The sequence below is a fragment of the Geobacillus sp. CCR genome, assembly GCF_052906625.1.
This window is the reverse complement of record NZ_JBREBQ010000001.1, coordinates 102,548-119,273: the sequence shown is the minus strand read 5'-3', so window position 1 is coordinate 119,273 and position 16,726 is coordinate 102,548. Positions and strand designations below refer to the sequence as shown.

Sequence of the window (16,726 nt, the reverse complement as noted above, 5' to 3'; positions counted from 1 at the left end):
GAACAAACGGACGTCATGGTGACAAAAGAGCAAAAAGAGCGGTTTCTCATCCTGCTTGAGCAGCTGAAGATGACGTCGGACGAATGGATGCCGCATTTTCGTGAGGCAGCCATTCGCAAAGTCGTGATCGATAAAGAGGAGAAAAGCTGGCATTTTTATTTTCAGTTCGACAATGTGCTGCCGGTTCATGTATACAAAACGTTTGCCGATCGGCTGCAGACGGCGTTCCGCCATATCGCCGCCGTCCGCCATACGATGGAGGTCGAAGCGCCGCGCGTAACTGAGGCGGATGTGCAGGCGTATTGGCCGCTTTGCCTTGCCGAGCTGCAAGAAGGCATGTCGCCGCTTGTCGATTGGCTCAGCCGGCAGACGCCCGAGCTGAAAGGAAACAAGCTGCTTGTCGTTGCCCGCCATGAAGCGGAAGCGCTGGCGATCAAACGGCGGTTCGCCAAAAAAATCGCTGATGTGTACGCTTCGTTTGGGTTTCCCCCCCTTCAGCTTGACGTCAGCGTCGAGCCGTCCAAGCAAGAAATGGAACAGTTTTTGGCGCAAAAACAGCAAGAGGACGAAGAGCGAGCGCTTGCTGTACTGACCGATTTAGCGAGGGAAGAAGAAAAGGCCGCGTCTGCGCCGCCGTCCGGTCCGCTTGTCATCGGCTATCCGATCCGCGACGAGGAGCCGGTGCGGCGGCTTGAAACGATCGTCGAAGAAGAGCGGCGCGTCGTTGTGCAAGGCTATGTATTTGACGCCGAAGTGAGCGAATTAAAAAGCGGCCGCACGCTGTTGACCATGAAAATCACAGATTACACGAACTCGATTTTAGTCAAAATGTTCTCGCGCGACAAAGAGGACGCCGAGCTCATGAGCGGCGTCAAAAAAGGCATGTGGGTGAAAGTGCGCGGCAGCGTGCAAAACGATACGTTCGTCCGTGATTTGGTCATCATCGCCAACGATTTGAACGAAATCGCCGCAAACGAACGGCAAGATACGGCGCCGGAAGGGGAAAAGAGGGTCGAGCTCCATTTGCATACCCCGATGAGCCAAATGGACGCGGTCACCTCGGTGACAAAACTCATTGAGCAAGCGAAAAAATGGGGGCATCCGGCGATCGCCGTCACCGACCATGCCGTTGTTCAGTCGTTTCCGGAGGCCTACAGCGCGGCGAAAAAACACGGCATGAAGGTCATTTACGGCCTTGAGGCGAACATCGTCGACGATGGCGTGCCGATCGCCTACAATGAAACGCACCGCCGTCTTTCGGAGGAAACGTACGTCGTCTTTGACGTCGAGACGACGGGCCTGTCGGCTGTGTACAATACGATCATTGAGCTGGCGGCGGTGAAAGTGAAAGACGGCGAGATCATCGACCGGTTCATGTCGTTTGCCAACCCTGGACATCCGTTGTCAGTGACAACGATGGAGCTGACTGGGATCACCGATGAGATGGTGAAAGACGCCCCGAAGCCGGACGAGGTGCTAGCCCGTTTTGTTGACTGGGCCGGCGATGCGACGCTTGTTGCCCACAACGCCAGCTTTGACATCGGTTTTTTAAACGCGGGCTTCGCTCGCATGGGGCGCGGCAAAATCGCGAATCCAGTCATCGATACGCTCGAGCTGGCCCGTTTTTTATACCCGGATTTGAAAAACCATCGGCTCAATACATTGTGCAAAAAATTTGACATTGAATTGACGCAGCATCACCGCGCCATCTACGACGCGGAGGCGACCGGGCATTTGCTTATGCGGCTGTTGAAGGAAGCGGAAGAGCGCGGCATACTGTTTCATGACGAATTAAACAGCCGCACGCACAGCGAAGCGTCCTATCGGCTTGCGCGCCCGTTCCATGTGACGCTGTTGGCGCAAAACGAGACTGGATTGAAAAATTTGTTCAAGCTTGTGTCATTGTCGCACATTCAATATTTTCACCGTGTGCCGCGCATCCCGCGCTCCGTGCTCGTCAAGCACCGCGACGGCCTGCTTGTCGGCTCGGGCTGCGACAAAGGAGAGCTGTTTGACAACTTGATCCAAAAGGCGCCGGAAGAAGTCGAAGACATCGCCCGTTTTTACGATTTTCTTGAAGTGCATCCGCCGGACGTGTACAAGCCGCTCATCGAGATGGATTATGTGAAAGACGAAGAGATGATCAAAAACATCATCCGCAGCATCGTCGCCCTTGGTGAGAAGCTTGACATCCCGGTTGTCGCCACTGGCAACGTCCATTACTTGAACCCAGAAGATAAAATTTACCGGAAAATCTTAATCCATTCGCAAGGCGGGGCGAATCCGCTCAACCGCCATGAACTGCCGGATGTATATTTCCGTACGACGAATGAAATGCTTGACTGCTTCTCGTTTTTAGGGCCGGAAAAAGCGAAGGAAATCGTCGTTGACAACACGCAAAAAATCGCTTCGTTAATCGGCGATGTCAAGCCGATCAAAGATGAGCTGTATACGCCGCGCATCGAAGGGGCGGACGAGGAAATCAGGGAAATGAGCTACCGGCGGGCGAAGGAAATTTACGGCGACCCGTTGCCGAAACTTGTTGAAGAGCGGCTTGAGAAGGAGCTAAAAAGCATCATCGGCCATGGCTTTGCCGTCATTTATTTGATCTCGCACAAGCTTGTGAAAAAATCGCTCGATGACGGCTACCTTGTCGGGTCGCGCGGATCGGTCGGCTCGTCGTTTGTCGCGACGATGACGGAAATCACCGAGGTCAATCCGCTGCCGCCGCATTACGTTTGCCCAAACTGCAAGCATTCGGAGTTCTTTAACGACGGTTCAGTCGGCTCAGGGTTTGATTTGCCGGATAAAAACTGCCCGCGATGTGGAACGAAATACAAGAAAGACGGGCACGACATCCCGTTTGAGACGTTTCTCGGCTTTAAAGGCGACAAAGTGCCGGATATCGACTTGAACTTTTCCGGCGAATACCAGCCGCGCGCCCACAACTATACGAAAGTGCTGTTTGGCGAAGACAACGTCTACCGCGCCGGGACGATTGGCACGGTCGCTGACAAAACGGCGTACGGATTTGTCAAAGCGTATGCGAGCGACCATAACTTAGAGCTGCGCGGCGCGGAAATCGACCGGCTCGCGGCTGGCTGCACCGGGGTGAAGCGGACGACCGGACAGCATCCGGGCGGCATCATCGTCGTCCCTGATTATATGGAAATTTACGATTTTACGCCGATTCAATATCCGGCCGATGACACGTCCTCTGAATGGCGGACGACCCATTTCGACTTCCATTCGATCCACGACAATTTGTTGAAGCTCGATATTCTCGGGCACGACGATCCGACGGTCATTCGCATGCTGCAAGATTTAAGCGGCATCGATCCGAAAACGATCCCGACCGACGACCCGGATGTGATGGGCATTTTCAGCAGCACCGAGCCGCTTGGCGTTACGCCGGAGCAAATCATGTGCAATGTCGGCACGATCGGCATTCCGGAGTTTGGCACGCGCTTCGTTCGACAAATGTTGGAAGAGACAAGGCCAAAAACGTTTTCCGAACTCGTGCAAATTTCCGGCTTGTCGCACGGCACCGATGTGTGGCTCGGCAACGCGCAAGAGCTCATTCAAAACGGCACGTGTACGTTATCGGAAGTCATCGGCTGCCGCGACGACATTATGGTCTATTTGATTTACCGCGGGCTCGAGCCGTCGCTCGCTTTTAAAATCATGGAATCCGTGCGCAAAGGAAAAGGCTTAACGCCGGAGTTTGAAGCAGAAATGCGCAAACATGACGTGCCGGAGTGGTACATCGATTCATGCAAAAAAATCAAGTACATGTTCCCGAAAGCGCACGCCGCCGCCTACGTGTTAATGGCGGTGCGCATCGCCTACTTTAAGGTGCACCATCCGCTTTTGTATTACGCGTCGTACTTTACGGTGCGGGCGGAGGACTTTGACCTTGACGCCATGATCAAAGGATCAGCCGCCATTCGCAAGCGGATTGAGGAAATCAACGCCAAAGGCATTCAGGCGACGGCGAAAGAAAAAAGCTTGCTCACGGTTCTTGAGGTGGCCTTAGAGATGTGCGAGCGCGGCTTTTCCTTTAAAAATATCGATTTGTACCGCTCGCAGGCGACGGAATTCGTCATTGACGGCAATTCTCTCATTCCGCCGTTCAACGCCATTCCGGGGCTTGGGACGAACGTGGCGCAGGCGATCGTGCGCGCTCGCGAGGAAGGTGAGTTTTTGTCGAAGGAGGATTTGCAACAGCGCGGCAAATTGTCGAAAACGCTGCTCGAGTATCTAGAAAGCCGCGGCTGCCTTGACTCGCTTCCAGACCATAACCAGCTGTCGCTGTTTTAGTGGAAACGCCGCCGCTGAAGGAAGCGGACAGCGCTCTTTCGCCCGAGCGGCAGTTTCCCGTTGCAATATATTTCCCAATGTGTTATAGTTTTAGTGGAATTGGCAAAGATAATGGCAAGCAGAGAGTGGGGAAACCCACTCTTTCGTCTTGAATGGGCACCCGTCTCTCGTTCATTCCCCGCCTTGTGCAGGGGATTTTCTCATTATGCCACGCATGCACGTTTGCTCGGTAAGGAGGAACACAATGAGCAAAAAGGTGACAGAAACGGTCGAACAACTCGTCACACCGATTTTGGACGAAATGGGGCTTGAACTCGTCGATATTGAATATGTGAAGGAAGGGAAAAATTGGTTTTTGCGCGTCTTCATTGACTCTGACGATGGCGTCGATATTGAACAATGCGGTGCTGTCAGCGAAAAATTGAGCGAAAAGCTGGATGAAGTCGATCCGATTCCGCATAACTATTTTTTGGAAGTATCATCGCCCGGAGCAGAGCGGCCGCTGAAAAAGGCAAAAGATTTTGCCAAGGCCATTGGGAAAAATGTATATATCAAAACGTATGAGCCCATTGAAGGAGAAAAGCAGTTTGAAGGCGAACTAACCGCTTTTGACGGAACGACCGTGACGCTGTTGGTCAAAGACCGCGGACGGCAAAAAACGGTCGCCATTCCGTATGAAAAAGTGGCAAGCGCCCGATTAGCCGTCATTTTCTTCTAATCGCAAAAGGGGGATTTTTGTTGCATGAACACGCAATTGCTTGAGGCGTTAGCCGATCTGATGCGGGAAAAAGGCATCAGCAAAGAAGTCGTGATGGAAGCGATCGAAGCGGCGATCGTTTCAGCGTATAAACGCAATTTCGGCCAGGCGCAAAACGTGCGCGTCGATCTCAATATGGACACCGGCACGATCCGCGTGTTCGCGCGCAAAGATGTCGTCGAAGAGGTGGCCGATCCGCGCCTTGAAATTTCACTTGAGGACGCGCAGCGGATCAATCCGAATTATCAAATCGGCGACGTCGTCGAGCTCGAAGTGACGCCGCGCGATTTCGGGCGCATCGCCGCACAGACGGCGAAGCAAGTCGTCACCCAGCGCGTGCGCGAGGCAGAGCGGAGCATCATCTACGCCGAATTTGTCGACCGTGAAGAGGACATTATGACCGGCATCGTTCAGCGCGTCGACCCGCGCTTTGTCTACGTCAGCCTCGGTAAGGCGGAGGCGCTCCTGCCGGCAAACGAACAAATGCCGAATGAAACCTATAAGCCGCACGACCGGTTGAAAGTATACATTACGAAAGTGGAAAAAACGACAAAAGGGCCGCAAATTTTCGTCTCCCGCACCCACCCGGGACTGTTGAAACGGCTGTTTGAGCTCGAAGTGCCGGAAATTTACGACGGAACGGTCGAGATTAAATCGATCGCCCGCGAAGCCGGCGACCGTTCGAAAATTTCCGTCCACTCCGACAACCCGGAAGTCGATCCGGTCGGCGCATGCGTCGGACCGAGAGGGCAACGCGTGCAGGCCATTGTTGATGAGCTGAACGGAGAAAAAATCGATATCGTCCGCTGGTCGGCCGATCCGGTGGAGTTTGTCGCCAACGCGTTAAGCCCGGCGAAAGTGTTGCGCGTCATTGTCAACGAGGAGCAAAAGGCGACGACGGTCATCGTTCCGGACTATCAGCTGTCGCTCGCCATCGGCAAACGCGGGCAAAACGCGCGGCTGGCGGCGAAATTGACCGGCTGGAAAATTGATATTAAAAGCGAATCGGAAGCGCGGGAGATGGGCATTGATCCGCATGCGCCATCCACTTCGCTTGATTTCAGCGATGCGGCGGCCGATAATGAAAATAGCGAAGAAAACGGCCCATCGTTTGATCAATCGGCGGAAATCGAGTGAGGGGGAATGAAAAATGGCAGCGCAAAAGAAAATTCCGTTGCGCAAATGCGTCGTCACTGGAGAGATGAAGCCGAAACGGGAGATGGTGCGCATCGTCCGCTCGAAAGAGGGGGAAGTGTCGATCGACCCAACCGGCAAAAAGGCGGGGCGCGGCGCGTATATTACCCTTGATCCGGAGTGCATTTTGCAGGCGAAAAAGAAAAACATTTTGGCCCGCCATTTAAAAGCAGACATCGATGATGCGATTTATGACGAATTGCTCGCCTTGGCGGAAAAGGAGAAACAGGCCGGACATGAAGCATAACCGTTGGGCATCGCTGCTTGGATTGGCGCAGCGGGCGGGCAAAGTCGTCTCCGGCGAGGAGCTTGTCGTCAAAGAAGTGCAGCGGGGCCGGGCGCGGCTCGTCTTGCTTTCGCAAGACGCATCGGTCAACACCGAAAAAAAAGTGACGGACAAATGCACGTTTTATGGCGTCCCGCTTTGCAAAGTGCCGGACCGGTATGTGCTTGGCGGCGCGATCGGCAAGGACGCCCGTGTCGTTGTCGCTGTCATCGACGAAGGGTTTGCGCGCCAATTGCAAACGATGCTCGACCGATCTTAATGGGGGTGAATGTATGTCGAAAATGCGTGTGTATGAATACGCGAAAAAACAGAACGTTCCAAGCAAGGACGTCATTCATAAATTGAAAGAAATGAACATTGAAGTGAACAACCATATGGCGATGCTGGAGGCTGATGTCGTCGAAAAACTCGACCATCAATATCGCCCGAACACCGGGAAAAAAGAAGAGAAAAAAGCGGAAAAGAAAACGGAGAAGCCGAAACGGCCGACGCCGGCGAAAGCGGCCGATTTTGCTGATGAGGAAATTTTTGACGACAGCAAAGAAGCGGCGAAAATGAAACCGGCGAAGAAAAAGGGAGCGCCAAAAGGGAAGGAAACGAAAAAAACCGAGGCGCAACAGCAAGAAAAGAAACTGCTCCAAGCGGCGAAAAAGAAAGGAAAAGGGCCGGCGAAAGGGAAAAAGCAGGCAGCACCAGCCGCAAAACAAGCGCCGCAGCCGGCGAAAAAAGAAAAAGAGCTGCCGAAAAAAATTACGTTTGAAGGCTCGCTTACCGTGGCCGAACTGGCGAAAAAGCTTGGCCGCGAACCGTCGGAAATTATTAAGAAGCTGTTTATGCTCGGCGTGATGGCGACAATCAACCAAGATTTAGACAAAGACGCCATCGAGCTCATCTGCTCAGATTACGGCGTTGAAGTCGAAGAAAAAGTGACGATCGATGAGACGAACTTTGAAGCGATCGAAATTGTCGATGCGCCGGAAGATTTGGTTGAACGGCCGCCGGTCGTGACGATCATGGGGCACGTCGACCACGGGAAAACGACGTTGCTTGATGCGATCCGCCACTCCAAAGTGACGGAGCAAGAAGCCGGCGGTATTACGCAACACATCGGTGCGTATCAAGTGACGGTCAATGACAAAAAAATTACGTTCCTCGATACGCCGGGGCATGAAGCGTTTACAACGATGCGGGCGCGCGGCGCGCAAGTGACCGATATCGTCATTCTTGTCGTTGCCGCGGATGACGGGGTGATGCCGCAGACGGTGGAAGCGATCAACCACGCCAAGGCGGCAAACGTGCCGATTATTGTCGCCATCAACAAAATCGATAAGCCGGAAGCGAACCCGGACCGCGTCATGCAAGAATTGATGGAATACAACCTCGTTCCGGAAGAATGGGGCGGCGATACGATTTTCTGCAAGTTGTCGGCGAAAACGAAAGAGGGTCTTGATCATCTTTTGGAAATGATTTTGCTTGTCAGTGAGATGGAAGAATTAAAAGCCAACCCGAACCGGCGTGCGGTCGGTACGGTGATCGAAGCGAAGCTTGATAAAGGGCGTGGCCCGGTGGCAACGCTTTTGATTCAAGCGGGAACGTTGCGTGTCGGCGATCCGATCGTCGTCGGCACAACATACGGGCGCGTGCGCGCGATGGTGAACGACAGCGGCCGGCGCGTCAAAGAGGCGACTCCGTCGATGCCAGTCGAAATTACTGGGCTGCATGAAGTGCCGCAAGCCGGCGACCGCTTCATGGTGTTTGAGGATGAGAAAAAGGCGCGGCAAATCGCGGAGGCGCGGGCGCAGCGGCAGCTGCAGGAGCAGCGAAGCGTCAAAACGCGCGTCAGCTTGGATGATTTGTTTGAACAAATTAAGCAAGGCGAAATGAAAGAGCTGAATTTGATCGTCAAAGCCGATGTTCAAGGATCGGTTGAGGCGCTTGTCGCCGCCTTGCAAAAAATCGATGTGGAAGGCGTGCGGGTGAAAATCATCCACGCGGCTGTCGGCGCCATCACCGAATCGGATATTTCGCTGGCGACGGCATCGAACGCCATCGTCATTGGATTTAACGTCCGTCCGGATGCAAACGCAAAGCGCGCCGCTGAATCGGAAAAAGTCGACATCCGCCTCCATCGCATCATTTACAATGTCATCGAGGAAATTGAAGCGGCGATGAAAGGGATGCTCGATCCGGAGTACGAAGAGAAAGTGATCGGTCAGGCGGAAGTGCGGCAAACGTTCAAAGTATCGAAAGTCGGCACGATCGCCGGTTGCTATGTCACGGACGGCAAAATCACCCGCGACAGCAAGGTGCGCCTCATTCGCCAAGGCATCGTCGTCTACGAAGGGGAAATCGATTCGCTCAAGCGGTATAAAGACGATGTGCGCGAAGTGGCGCAAGGGTATGAATGCGGGCTGACGATCAAAAACTTCAATGATATCAAAGAAGGAGATGTCATCGAAGCATACATCATGCAGGAAGTGGCCCGGGCATGATCGGCTTCGCCGCGTGCGAATGCATCATCTACAACGCCCGCTCGCTCAAGGATAAACGGGCCGTCCTGCAGCGGGTCATGACAAGAATCCGGCAAAAATATAACGTCTCTGTGGCCGAAATCGATCATCAAGACGCATGGCAACGAGCGACCATCGGCCTTGTTGCCATTACGTCCAGCCGCCGGGCGACCGAACGGGAGCTCGAGCGTGCGCTTGCTTTGATCGACTCGTTCCCTGAGCTGGAGCGGGCGGCCACATCATTCGAGTGGTTGTAACCGAGGTGATGGGTGATGAATATACGGGCAACTCGCGTTGGCGAGCAAATGAAAAAAGAGTTGAGCGACATCATCAGCCGCAGGCTGAAAGACCCGCGCATCGGCTTTGTCACGGTGACCGATGTGCGGGTCACCGGTGATTTGCAACAGGCGAAAGTGTACATCAGCGTCCTTGGCGATGACAAGCAGCAGGAAGAGACGTTGAAGGCGCTCGAGAAAGCGAAAGGGTTTATCCGTTCGGAAATCGGGCAGCGCATCCGCCTTCGCAAGACGCCGGAAATTTTCTTTGAAATCGATGAAACGATTGAATACGGCAGCCGCATCGAACAGCTGATTCGGCAAATTTCAAGCGATGACCACCCGGCGAAAGAGGCGGATGGGGAGCCGAACAATGGATAGACGAACCGTCTATCCATTTCCATTCATGATCATGGAAACGGAAAGGGTGCGTCGATGGACGGGGTATTGCTGCTGAATAAACCGAAAGGGATGACGTCTCACGACTGCGTGGCCAAAGTGCGCCGTCTGCTTGGCGTAAAAAAAGCGGGACACACCGGCACGCTTGACCCAAACGTGTCCGGTGTGCTGCCCATTTGCCTTGGCAAGGCGACGCGCATCGCCGAGTTTTTGACCGGGACGACGAAAACGTATGAAGGAAAAGTGACGCTTGGCGCCGCGACGACAACCGAAGATGCGGACGGCGACATCATCGCCGCCCGTCCGGTTGACCGGCCGATTGCGCGCGCGGAAATCGAAGCGGTGTTTGACAGCTTGACCGGAGAAATTGAGCAAACGCCGCCGATGTACTCCGCGGTGAAAGTGGGCGGCAAAAAACTGTATGAATACGCGCGCGCCGGCATCGAAGTCGAACGTCCGACGCGGCGCGTGACCATTTATGAGCTCGAACTGCTTGATGAACGTGAACAATTCTTTGGGGAAACGGTGTCATTTCGCTTTCGCGTCACGTGCAGCAAAGGCACGTACGTGCGTACGCTGGCGGTGATGATCGGCGAGCGGCTCGGCTATCCGGCGCATATGTCCGACCTCATCCGTACGGCGTCCGGGCCGTTTCGGCTTGAAGATTGCGTAACGTTTGAAGACGTTGAGCGCCGGGCGGCCGACGGGACGGCTGATGCCTTGCTCATCCCGATCGAGCGGGCGCTTTTTCATTTGCCGAAATATGAAATCAATGATAAAGTAGCAGAGAAGGTAAAAAACGGGGCGCTGCTCCGGCTTCCCGCTTTTTTAGAGAAGCTTGACGGGCCGGTCGTGCTTGTTTCGCCCGAGCGGGAAGCGCTGGCCCTGTACGTGAAGCATCCGGCGCGCCCCGGCTTGATGAAACCGCTCAAAGTGTTTCGTTAACGCCGCGGGTGCAGCGCGGAAATAAAGAAGGTAGGTCATGGACATGGAAACGCTGTTTCTTTCGCATCCCCACCGTCTCGAACGCCAGGCGCTCCCTCCGACGGTGATGGCGCTGGGCTATTTCGACGGCATCCACCTCGGCCATCAAAAAGTGATCCGCACCGCGGTCGAGATCGCCAACGAGCGTGGGTACGAAAGCGCGGTGATGACGTTTCATCCTCATCCGTCCGTTGTGCTTGGCAAACAGTCCGAGCTGCGCTCGATCACGCCGCTTGGCAAAAAGGAGCAGCTGATTGCATCACTTGGCGTCAACCGGCTGTACATCGTTGAATTTACGCCGACGTTTGCTGCGCTGTCGCCAGAAGCGTTCGTTGACCAATATTTGGACGGGTTGCACGTGAAACATGTCGTCGCCGGCTTCGATTTCACTTATGGGCGGTTCGGAAAAGGAACGATGGAGACGATGCCGATTCATGCGCGCGGCCGCTTTGGACAGACGGTCATTCCGAAGCTCGCGGTCGACGGGGAAAAAGTGAGCTCGTCCCGGGTGCGGAAACTGCTCGAAGACGGGGCGGTCGAACAGCTTCCCCGCCTGCTCGGCCGCTTTTATGAGCTTGAAGGAACGGTCGTTGCCGGGGAACGGCGCGGGCGGATGATCGGCTTTCCAACGGCGAACATCGCTTTAAACAGCGATTATGCCTTGCCGGCAGTCGGCGTCTATGCAGTCAAGGCGGTGATCGGCGGGCAAGTATATGAAGGGGTGGCGAACGTCGGCTACAAACCGACGTTCCATAAAACGCGCGAAGGATTGCCGAATATTGAGGTGCACTTATTCGAGTTTTCCGGCGATATTTATGGACAAACGATGACAATTGAGTGGCACCGCCGTCTGCGGAGCGAGCAGAAGTTTACCAGTGTCGATGAACTGACGGCGCAAATCGCCCGCGACAAGAAAGAGGCGGAGCAGTATTTCCGCTGTTTCAGCGAAAAGACTTGCATTTTGCCGGAAAAAGAGGTATTCTAATCAATGTATGCGAACCATTGCTTGGCTAGGCGAGTCACCGACGCCCGCTCGGCAATCGGGGATCTAGGACTAGGGAGGTGAACAAGGATGGCATTGACGCAGGAGCGCAAACGCGAAATCATCGAGCAGTTTAAAATCCATGAGAACGACACTGGTTCTCCGGAAGTGCAAGTTGCGATCCTGACGGAGCAAATCAACAACTTGAACGAGCATTTGCGCATTCATAAAAAAGACCATCATTCACGGCGCGGCTTGCTGAAAATGGTCGGGAAGCGCCGCAACTTATTGGCCTACTTGCGCAAGAAAGATGTGGCGCGCTACCGTGAATTGATTGAGAAACTTGGATTACGTCGATAAAAAAGCGGGAGCATTCCCGCTTTTTTGCTAGTTTATAGGCGTGATTGACACGGCGATGATAACAATGGTGCCAATTCGTCTATACTAATCATCAGCTGATCTAAATTTCATCTGTACATAGAGAGGAGTACTCGTCTGTATGGAACAAGAGAAACGCGTGTTTTCCATCGATGTGGCCGGGCGGCCGCTCATCATTGAGACCGGCGAGCTGGCGAAACAGGCGAATGGCGCGGCGCTCGTCCGCTACGGCGATACGGTCGTGTTGAGCACAGCCACCGCGTCGCGAGAGGCGAAAAACGTTGACTTTTTCCCGCTTACCGTCAACTACGAGGAACGGTTGTATGCGGTTGGAAAAATTCCTGGCGGGTTTATTAAGCGCGAAGGTCGCCCGAGCGAGAAAGCCATTTTGGTGAGCCGTCTCATCGACCGACCGATTCGCCCGCTGTTTGCCGAAGGATTCCGCAACGAAGTGCAAGTCGTCTCGATGGTCATGAGCGTTGATCAAGACTGCGCGCCGGAAGTAGCGGCCTTAATCGGTTCGTCGGTGGCGCTGACGATTTCCGACATTCCGTTTGAAGGGCCGATCGCCGGTGTCATCGTCGGCCGCGTTGACGGCCAGTTTGTCATCAATCCGACGGTCGAGCAAATGGAAAAAAGCGATCTGCATCTTGTCGTCGCCGGCACAAAAGATGCGATCAACATGGTGGAAGCCGGGGCGGATGAGGTGCCGGAAGAAGTGATTTTGGAAGCGATCATGTTCGGCCATGAGGAAGTGAAGCGGCTCATCGCCTTCCAAGAGGAAATCGCCGCCCAAGTCGGCAAAGAAAAAATGGAAGTCGTCCTTTACGAGCCGGATCCAGCGCTGGAGGCGGAAATCCGCCAGCTTGCCGAAGCGGACATTAAGCGAGCGGTGCAAGTGCCGGAGAAACTGGCGCGCGATGCTGCCATTGAAGATGTGAAAGCTGGCGTCATCGCCAAATATGAGGCGGAAGAAGCGGATGAGGAGAAGCTCAAGCAAGTACAGGAAATTTTGCATAAACTCGTAAAAGAGGAAGTGCGCCGTTTGATCACGGTCGAGAAAATCCGTCCGGACGGGCGCAAAGTCGATGAAATCCGTCCGCTTTCATCGGCGGTCGGCGTCCTGCCGCGTACGCACGGCTCCGGTTTGTTTACGCGCGGGCAGACGCAAGTGTTGAGCGTTTGTACGCTTGGGGCGCTTGGTGATGTGCAAATTTTGGACGGGCTTGACCTTGAAGAATCGAAGCGGTTTATGCACCATTACAACTTCCCGCCGTTTTCCGTCGGGGAAACCGGGCCGATGCGCGGGCCGGGGCGTCGTGAAATCGGACACGGGGCGCTTGGCGAACGGGCGCTCGAGCCGGTCGTGCCGTCGGAGCGCGAATTCCCGTATACGATCCGCCTCGTTTCCGAAGTGCTGGAGTCGAACGGCTCGACATCGCAGGCCAGCATTTGCGCCAGCACGCTGGCGATGATGGATGCTGGGGTGCCGATTAAAGCACCGGTCGCCGGCATTGCCATGGGGCTTGTGAAAAACGACGACCATTACACGATTTTGACAGACATTCAAGGCATCGAAGACCATCTTGGCGATATGGACTTTAAAGTCGCCGGCACGAGAAAAGGCGTGACGGCATTGCAAATGGACATTAAAATCAAAGGATTGACGCGCGAGATTTTGGAAGAGGCGCTCATGCAAGCGCGCAAAGGGCGGCTCGAGATTTTGGATCATATGATGCAAACGCTCAGCGAACCGCGCAAAGAGCTGTCCAAATATGCACCGAAAATTTTGATCATGCACATCAACCCGGACAAAATCCGGGAGGTGATCGGACCAAGCGGCAAGCAGATCAACAAAATCATCGACGAAACCGGCGTCAAAATCGACATCGAACAAGACGGCACGATTTTCATCTCGTCTGTGGATGAAGCGGCCAACCAAAAAGCGAAGCAAATCATCGAAGACATCGTCCGCGAAGTCGAAGTCGGCCAAGTGTACTTAGGCAAAGTGAAACGGATTGAAAAATTCGGCGCCTTCGTTGAGTTGTTCAACGGCAAAGACGGGCTTGTCCATATTTCCGAGCTCGCTGAAGGGCGGGTCGGCAAAGTCGAAGACGTCGTTTCGATTGGTGATGAAATTTTAGTGAAAGTAACGGAAATCGATAAGCAAGGGCGCGTCAACCTGTCGCGCAAAGCGGTGTTGCGCGATGCCCGCAACATTGGAGGGGAACTGCCGCGGGAATCTAGGGAAAAACGAGGAAGACGGCCGGAGCGCCATCGCATGAAGCCTTAGGAATTTGTTTCTTAAGGCTCTTTTGTTATGTTCTATCCTGTCCCCCTAAGACATATGTTGTAGTAGTAAAAAAGGAGGGGGACAAGGGTGAACAACGGAATTGCCCGCTATATGGCGCTAGCGGTCATGTTTCTTGCCGCCTGGGCGGCGGTTCATTGGCCTCCGGTTGGCGATTACATCGCGAGCTGGCGCCCGATGGAAACAACCGCGATGAAAGAGCGCGACAAGCTGTACGACACGATCGTCAAACAAGCGAAGCAATATGAAATTCCCGCCCAAGATGCGGTCATCGATAAAGTATGGAAGGCGACGCCCGGCTACAACGGGCTCGCCGTCGACATTGACGCCTCCTATCAAAACATGAAGAAAACGGGGATGTTTGATGAGCGAAAACTCGTGTTCCGTCAAGTGCCCCCGCGCGTCCATTTGGACGATTTGCCGCCGGCGCCGATTTACCGCGGCCATCCTGACAAGCCGATGGTGGCGTTTGCGGTCAATGTCGCTTGGGGGGAAGAATACCTCCCCGACATGCTTGAGACGATGAAAAAATACAATGTCAAGGCGACGTTCTTTTTGGAAGGACGATGGGTAAAAAAACACCCGGAGATGGCAAAAATGATAGCAGACGCCGGCCATGAAATCGGCAACCATTCCTACAGCCATCCCGATATGAAAACGCTCGCTGTCGACAACATCCGCCGCGAGCTCGAAAAAACAAACGAAGTGATTGAGGCGGCGACATCGGTTAAATGCAAATGGTTTGCCCCGCCAAGCGGCAGCTACCGCGACGAGGTCGTCGAGGTCGCCGCGGAACTCGGCATGAAAACGATTCTATGGAGCGTCGATACAATTGATTGGCAAAAACCGTCGCCATCTGTTATAGTGAAACGGGTGACATCGAAAGTTCATCCTGGCGCCATCATTTTGATGCACCCAACGATGCCGACGGCGGCTGCACTTGACGAGCTGATCATCTCGATTAAGCAAAAAGGCTACGCCCTAGGCAGCTTGACGGCCTTATTCGATGAGAAAAGACTGGCAAACAAACAGGAGGAACATGGAGTTGATTAACAAATATACGTGCAAAAACGGTGTGCGAATCGTGCTCGAGCAAATTCCGACTGTAAGGTCGGTGGCCATCGGCATATGGATCGGGACCGGCTCGCGCAATGAAACGGAGCAAACCAATGGCATTTCCCATTTTTTAGAGCATATGTTTTTCAAGGGGACAACGACGCGCACGGCCCGGGACATTGCGGAAGCATTCGACAGCATCGGCGGGCAAGTAAACGCCTTTACATCGAAGGAGTATACGTGTTACTACGCCAAAGTGTTGGATGAACACGCGCCGCTGGCGCTTGAAATGCTCGCCGATATGTTTTTCCACTCGACATTTGTGGAGGATGAGCTGCAAAAGGAGCGCAACGTCGTGCTCGAGGAAATCAAAATGTATGAAGATACACCGGATGACATCGTCCACGATTTGCTCGGCAAAGCGTGCTATGCGGGTCATCCGCTCGGCTATCCGATTTTGGGCACGGAAGAGACGCTGCGCACGTTTACTGGCGACACGCTGCGCCAATATATGGCGGACTACTATACACCGGATCGCGTCGTCATTTCGGTCGCCGGCAACGTCGACGAACGGTTTATTGATGAGGTCGAGCGCTATTTCGGCTCGTTTGCCGCAGAGAGCAAGCCGCCTTCTTCAGGGACGCCGGCGTTTGTGCCGCAAAAGATCGCGCGCAAAAAGGACACTGAGCAGGCGCACGTATGCATCGGATTCAACGGGTTGCCGATCGGCCATCCGGACGCGTACCCGCTCCTCATCTTGAACAATATTTTAGGCGGCAGCATGAGCAGCCGGCTGTTTCAGGAAGTGCGCGAACAGCGCGGATTGGCGTATTCGGTGTTCTCGTACCATTCCGCCTACCAAGACAGCGGCCTGCTCGCCATTTACGCCGGCACAGGAAGCAGCCAGCTTGATGTGCTGTTCGAAACGATCCAGCACACCATTCGCCAGCTGAAGGAGGACGGAGTGACCGAAAAAGAGTTGCATAACAGCAAAGAGCAGATGAAAGGAAGCCTGATGCTTGGGCTCGAGAGCACGAACAGCCGGATGAGCCGCAACGGCAAAAATGAACTCCTTCTCGGCCGCCACCGCTCGCTTGATGAGATCATTGAAGAGATTGAAAGTGTCACGGTGGAAAAAGTAAACGAACTGGCGCGCACGGTTTTCACGGACGATTACGCGCTCGCCTTAATCAGCCCGGACGGCGTGCTGCCGCGCCCGCTCCGTTCATAGACCAAGCTCAAAAAAGCTAACGACCTTTCGCTAGGTTGTTAGC

Annotated in this window: 14 protein-coding genes; all 14 read left to right on the top strand. The window is 54.2% G+C overall.

Annotated features, from left to right (window positions below; translation table 11 throughout):
• Positions 1-15 precede the first annotated feature (15 nt).
• Positions 16-4,320, top strand: a complete 4,305-nt coding sequence (locus ACVBDQ_RS00695) for a PolC-type DNA polymerase III (protein ID WP_446663008.1) — start codon at positions 16-18, stop codon at positions 4,318-4,320.
• A gap of 244 nt (positions 4,321-4,564) precedes the next feature.
• The gene (gene rimP / locus ACVBDQ_RS00690) at positions 4,565-5,038 is read left to right on the top strand and encodes a ribosome maturation factor RimP (protein WP_011230759.1); all 474 of its coding nucleotides are present in this window, start codon (positions 4,565-4,567) and stop codon (positions 5,036-5,038) included.
• A gap of 24 nt (positions 5,039-5,062) precedes the next feature.
• Positions 5,063-6,214 carry a transcription termination factor NusA gene (nusA, locus tag ACVBDQ_RS00685; RefSeq protein WP_011230760.1) on the top strand — a complete coding sequence of 384 codons (1,152 nt, stop codon included), beginning with the start codon at positions 5,063-5,065 and terminating at the stop codon, positions 6,212-6,214.
• 13 nt (positions 6,215-6,227) lie between these two features.
• Positions 6,228-6,518, top strand: coding sequence for an RNase P modulator RnpM (gene rnpM, locus ACVBDQ_RS00680; protein ID WP_011230761.1), 291 nt, complete (start codon positions 6,228-6,230; stop codon positions 6,516-6,518).
• The gene (locus ACVBDQ_RS00675; protein ID WP_011230762.1) at positions 6,508-6,816 is read left to right on the top strand and encodes a YlxQ family RNA-binding protein; all 309 of its coding nucleotides are present in this window, start codon (positions 6,508-6,510) and stop codon (positions 6,814-6,816) included. The genes rnpM and ACVBDQ_RS00675 overlap by 11 nt, the downstream gene beginning before the upstream one ends.
• A 13-nt stretch (positions 6,817-6,829) precedes the next feature.
• Positions 6,830-9,049 (top strand): translation initiation factor IF-2, encoded by a 2,220-nt coding sequence (gene infB / locus ACVBDQ_RS00670; RefSeq protein ID WP_013523417.1) that lies wholly within the window; start codon positions 6,830-6,832, stop codon positions 9,047-9,049.
• Positions 9,046-9,324 (top strand): DUF503 domain-containing protein, encoded by a 279-nt coding sequence (locus ACVBDQ_RS00665; RefSeq protein WP_011230764.1) that lies wholly within the window; start codon positions 9,046-9,048, stop codon positions 9,322-9,324. Before infB ends, ACVBDQ_RS00665 begins: the two co-directional genes overlap by 4 nt.
• Before the next feature lie 15 nt (positions 9,325-9,339).
• A complete protein-coding gene (gene rbfA, locus ACVBDQ_RS00660) occupies positions 9,340-9,723 on the top strand; it encodes a 30S ribosome-binding factor RbfA (RefSeq protein ID WP_014195477.1) in 384 nt (127 codons plus the stop codon).
• Positions 9,724-9,777: 54 nt separating this feature from the next.
• Positions 9,778-10,686: a tRNA pseudouridine(55) synthase TruB gene (gene truB / locus ACVBDQ_RS00655; RefSeq protein WP_013523418.1), complete on the top strand. Its 909-nt coding sequence runs from the start codon at positions 9,778-9,780 to the stop codon at positions 10,684-10,686.
• 43 nt (positions 10,687-10,729) lie between these two features.
• On the top strand, positions 10,730-11,710 hold the full coding sequence (gene ribF / locus ACVBDQ_RS00650) for a bifunctional riboflavin kinase/FAD synthetase (protein ID WP_031206507.1): 981 nt from the start codon (positions 10,730-10,732) through the stop codon (positions 11,708-11,710).
• A gap of 87 nt (positions 11,711-11,797) precedes the next feature.
• A complete protein-coding gene (gene rpsO / locus ACVBDQ_RS00645; protein WP_011230768.1) occupies positions 11,798-12,067 on the top strand; it encodes a 30S ribosomal protein S15 in 270 nt (89 codons plus the stop codon).
• A gap of 139 nt (positions 12,068-12,206) precedes the next feature.
• Positions 12,207-14,378 carry a polyribonucleotide nucleotidyltransferase gene (gene pnp / locus ACVBDQ_RS00640; protein ID WP_011230769.1) on the top strand — a complete coding sequence of 724 codons (2,172 nt, stop codon included), beginning with the start codon at positions 12,207-12,209 and terminating at the stop codon, positions 14,376-14,378.
• 87 nt (positions 14,379-14,465) lie between these two features.
• Positions 14,466-15,449 (top strand): polysaccharide deacetylase family protein, encoded by a 984-nt coding sequence (locus ACVBDQ_RS00635; RefSeq protein WP_011230770.1) that lies wholly within the window; start codon positions 14,466-14,468, stop codon positions 15,447-15,449.
• Complete coding sequence (locus ACVBDQ_RS00630; RefSeq protein ID WP_014195480.1) at positions 15,436-16,683, top strand: M16 family metallopeptidase; 1,248 nt, start codon at positions 15,436-15,438, stop codon at positions 16,681-16,683. The genes ACVBDQ_RS00635 and ACVBDQ_RS00630 overlap by 14 nt, the downstream gene beginning before the upstream one ends.
• Positions 16,684-16,726: the final 43 nt, after the last annotated feature.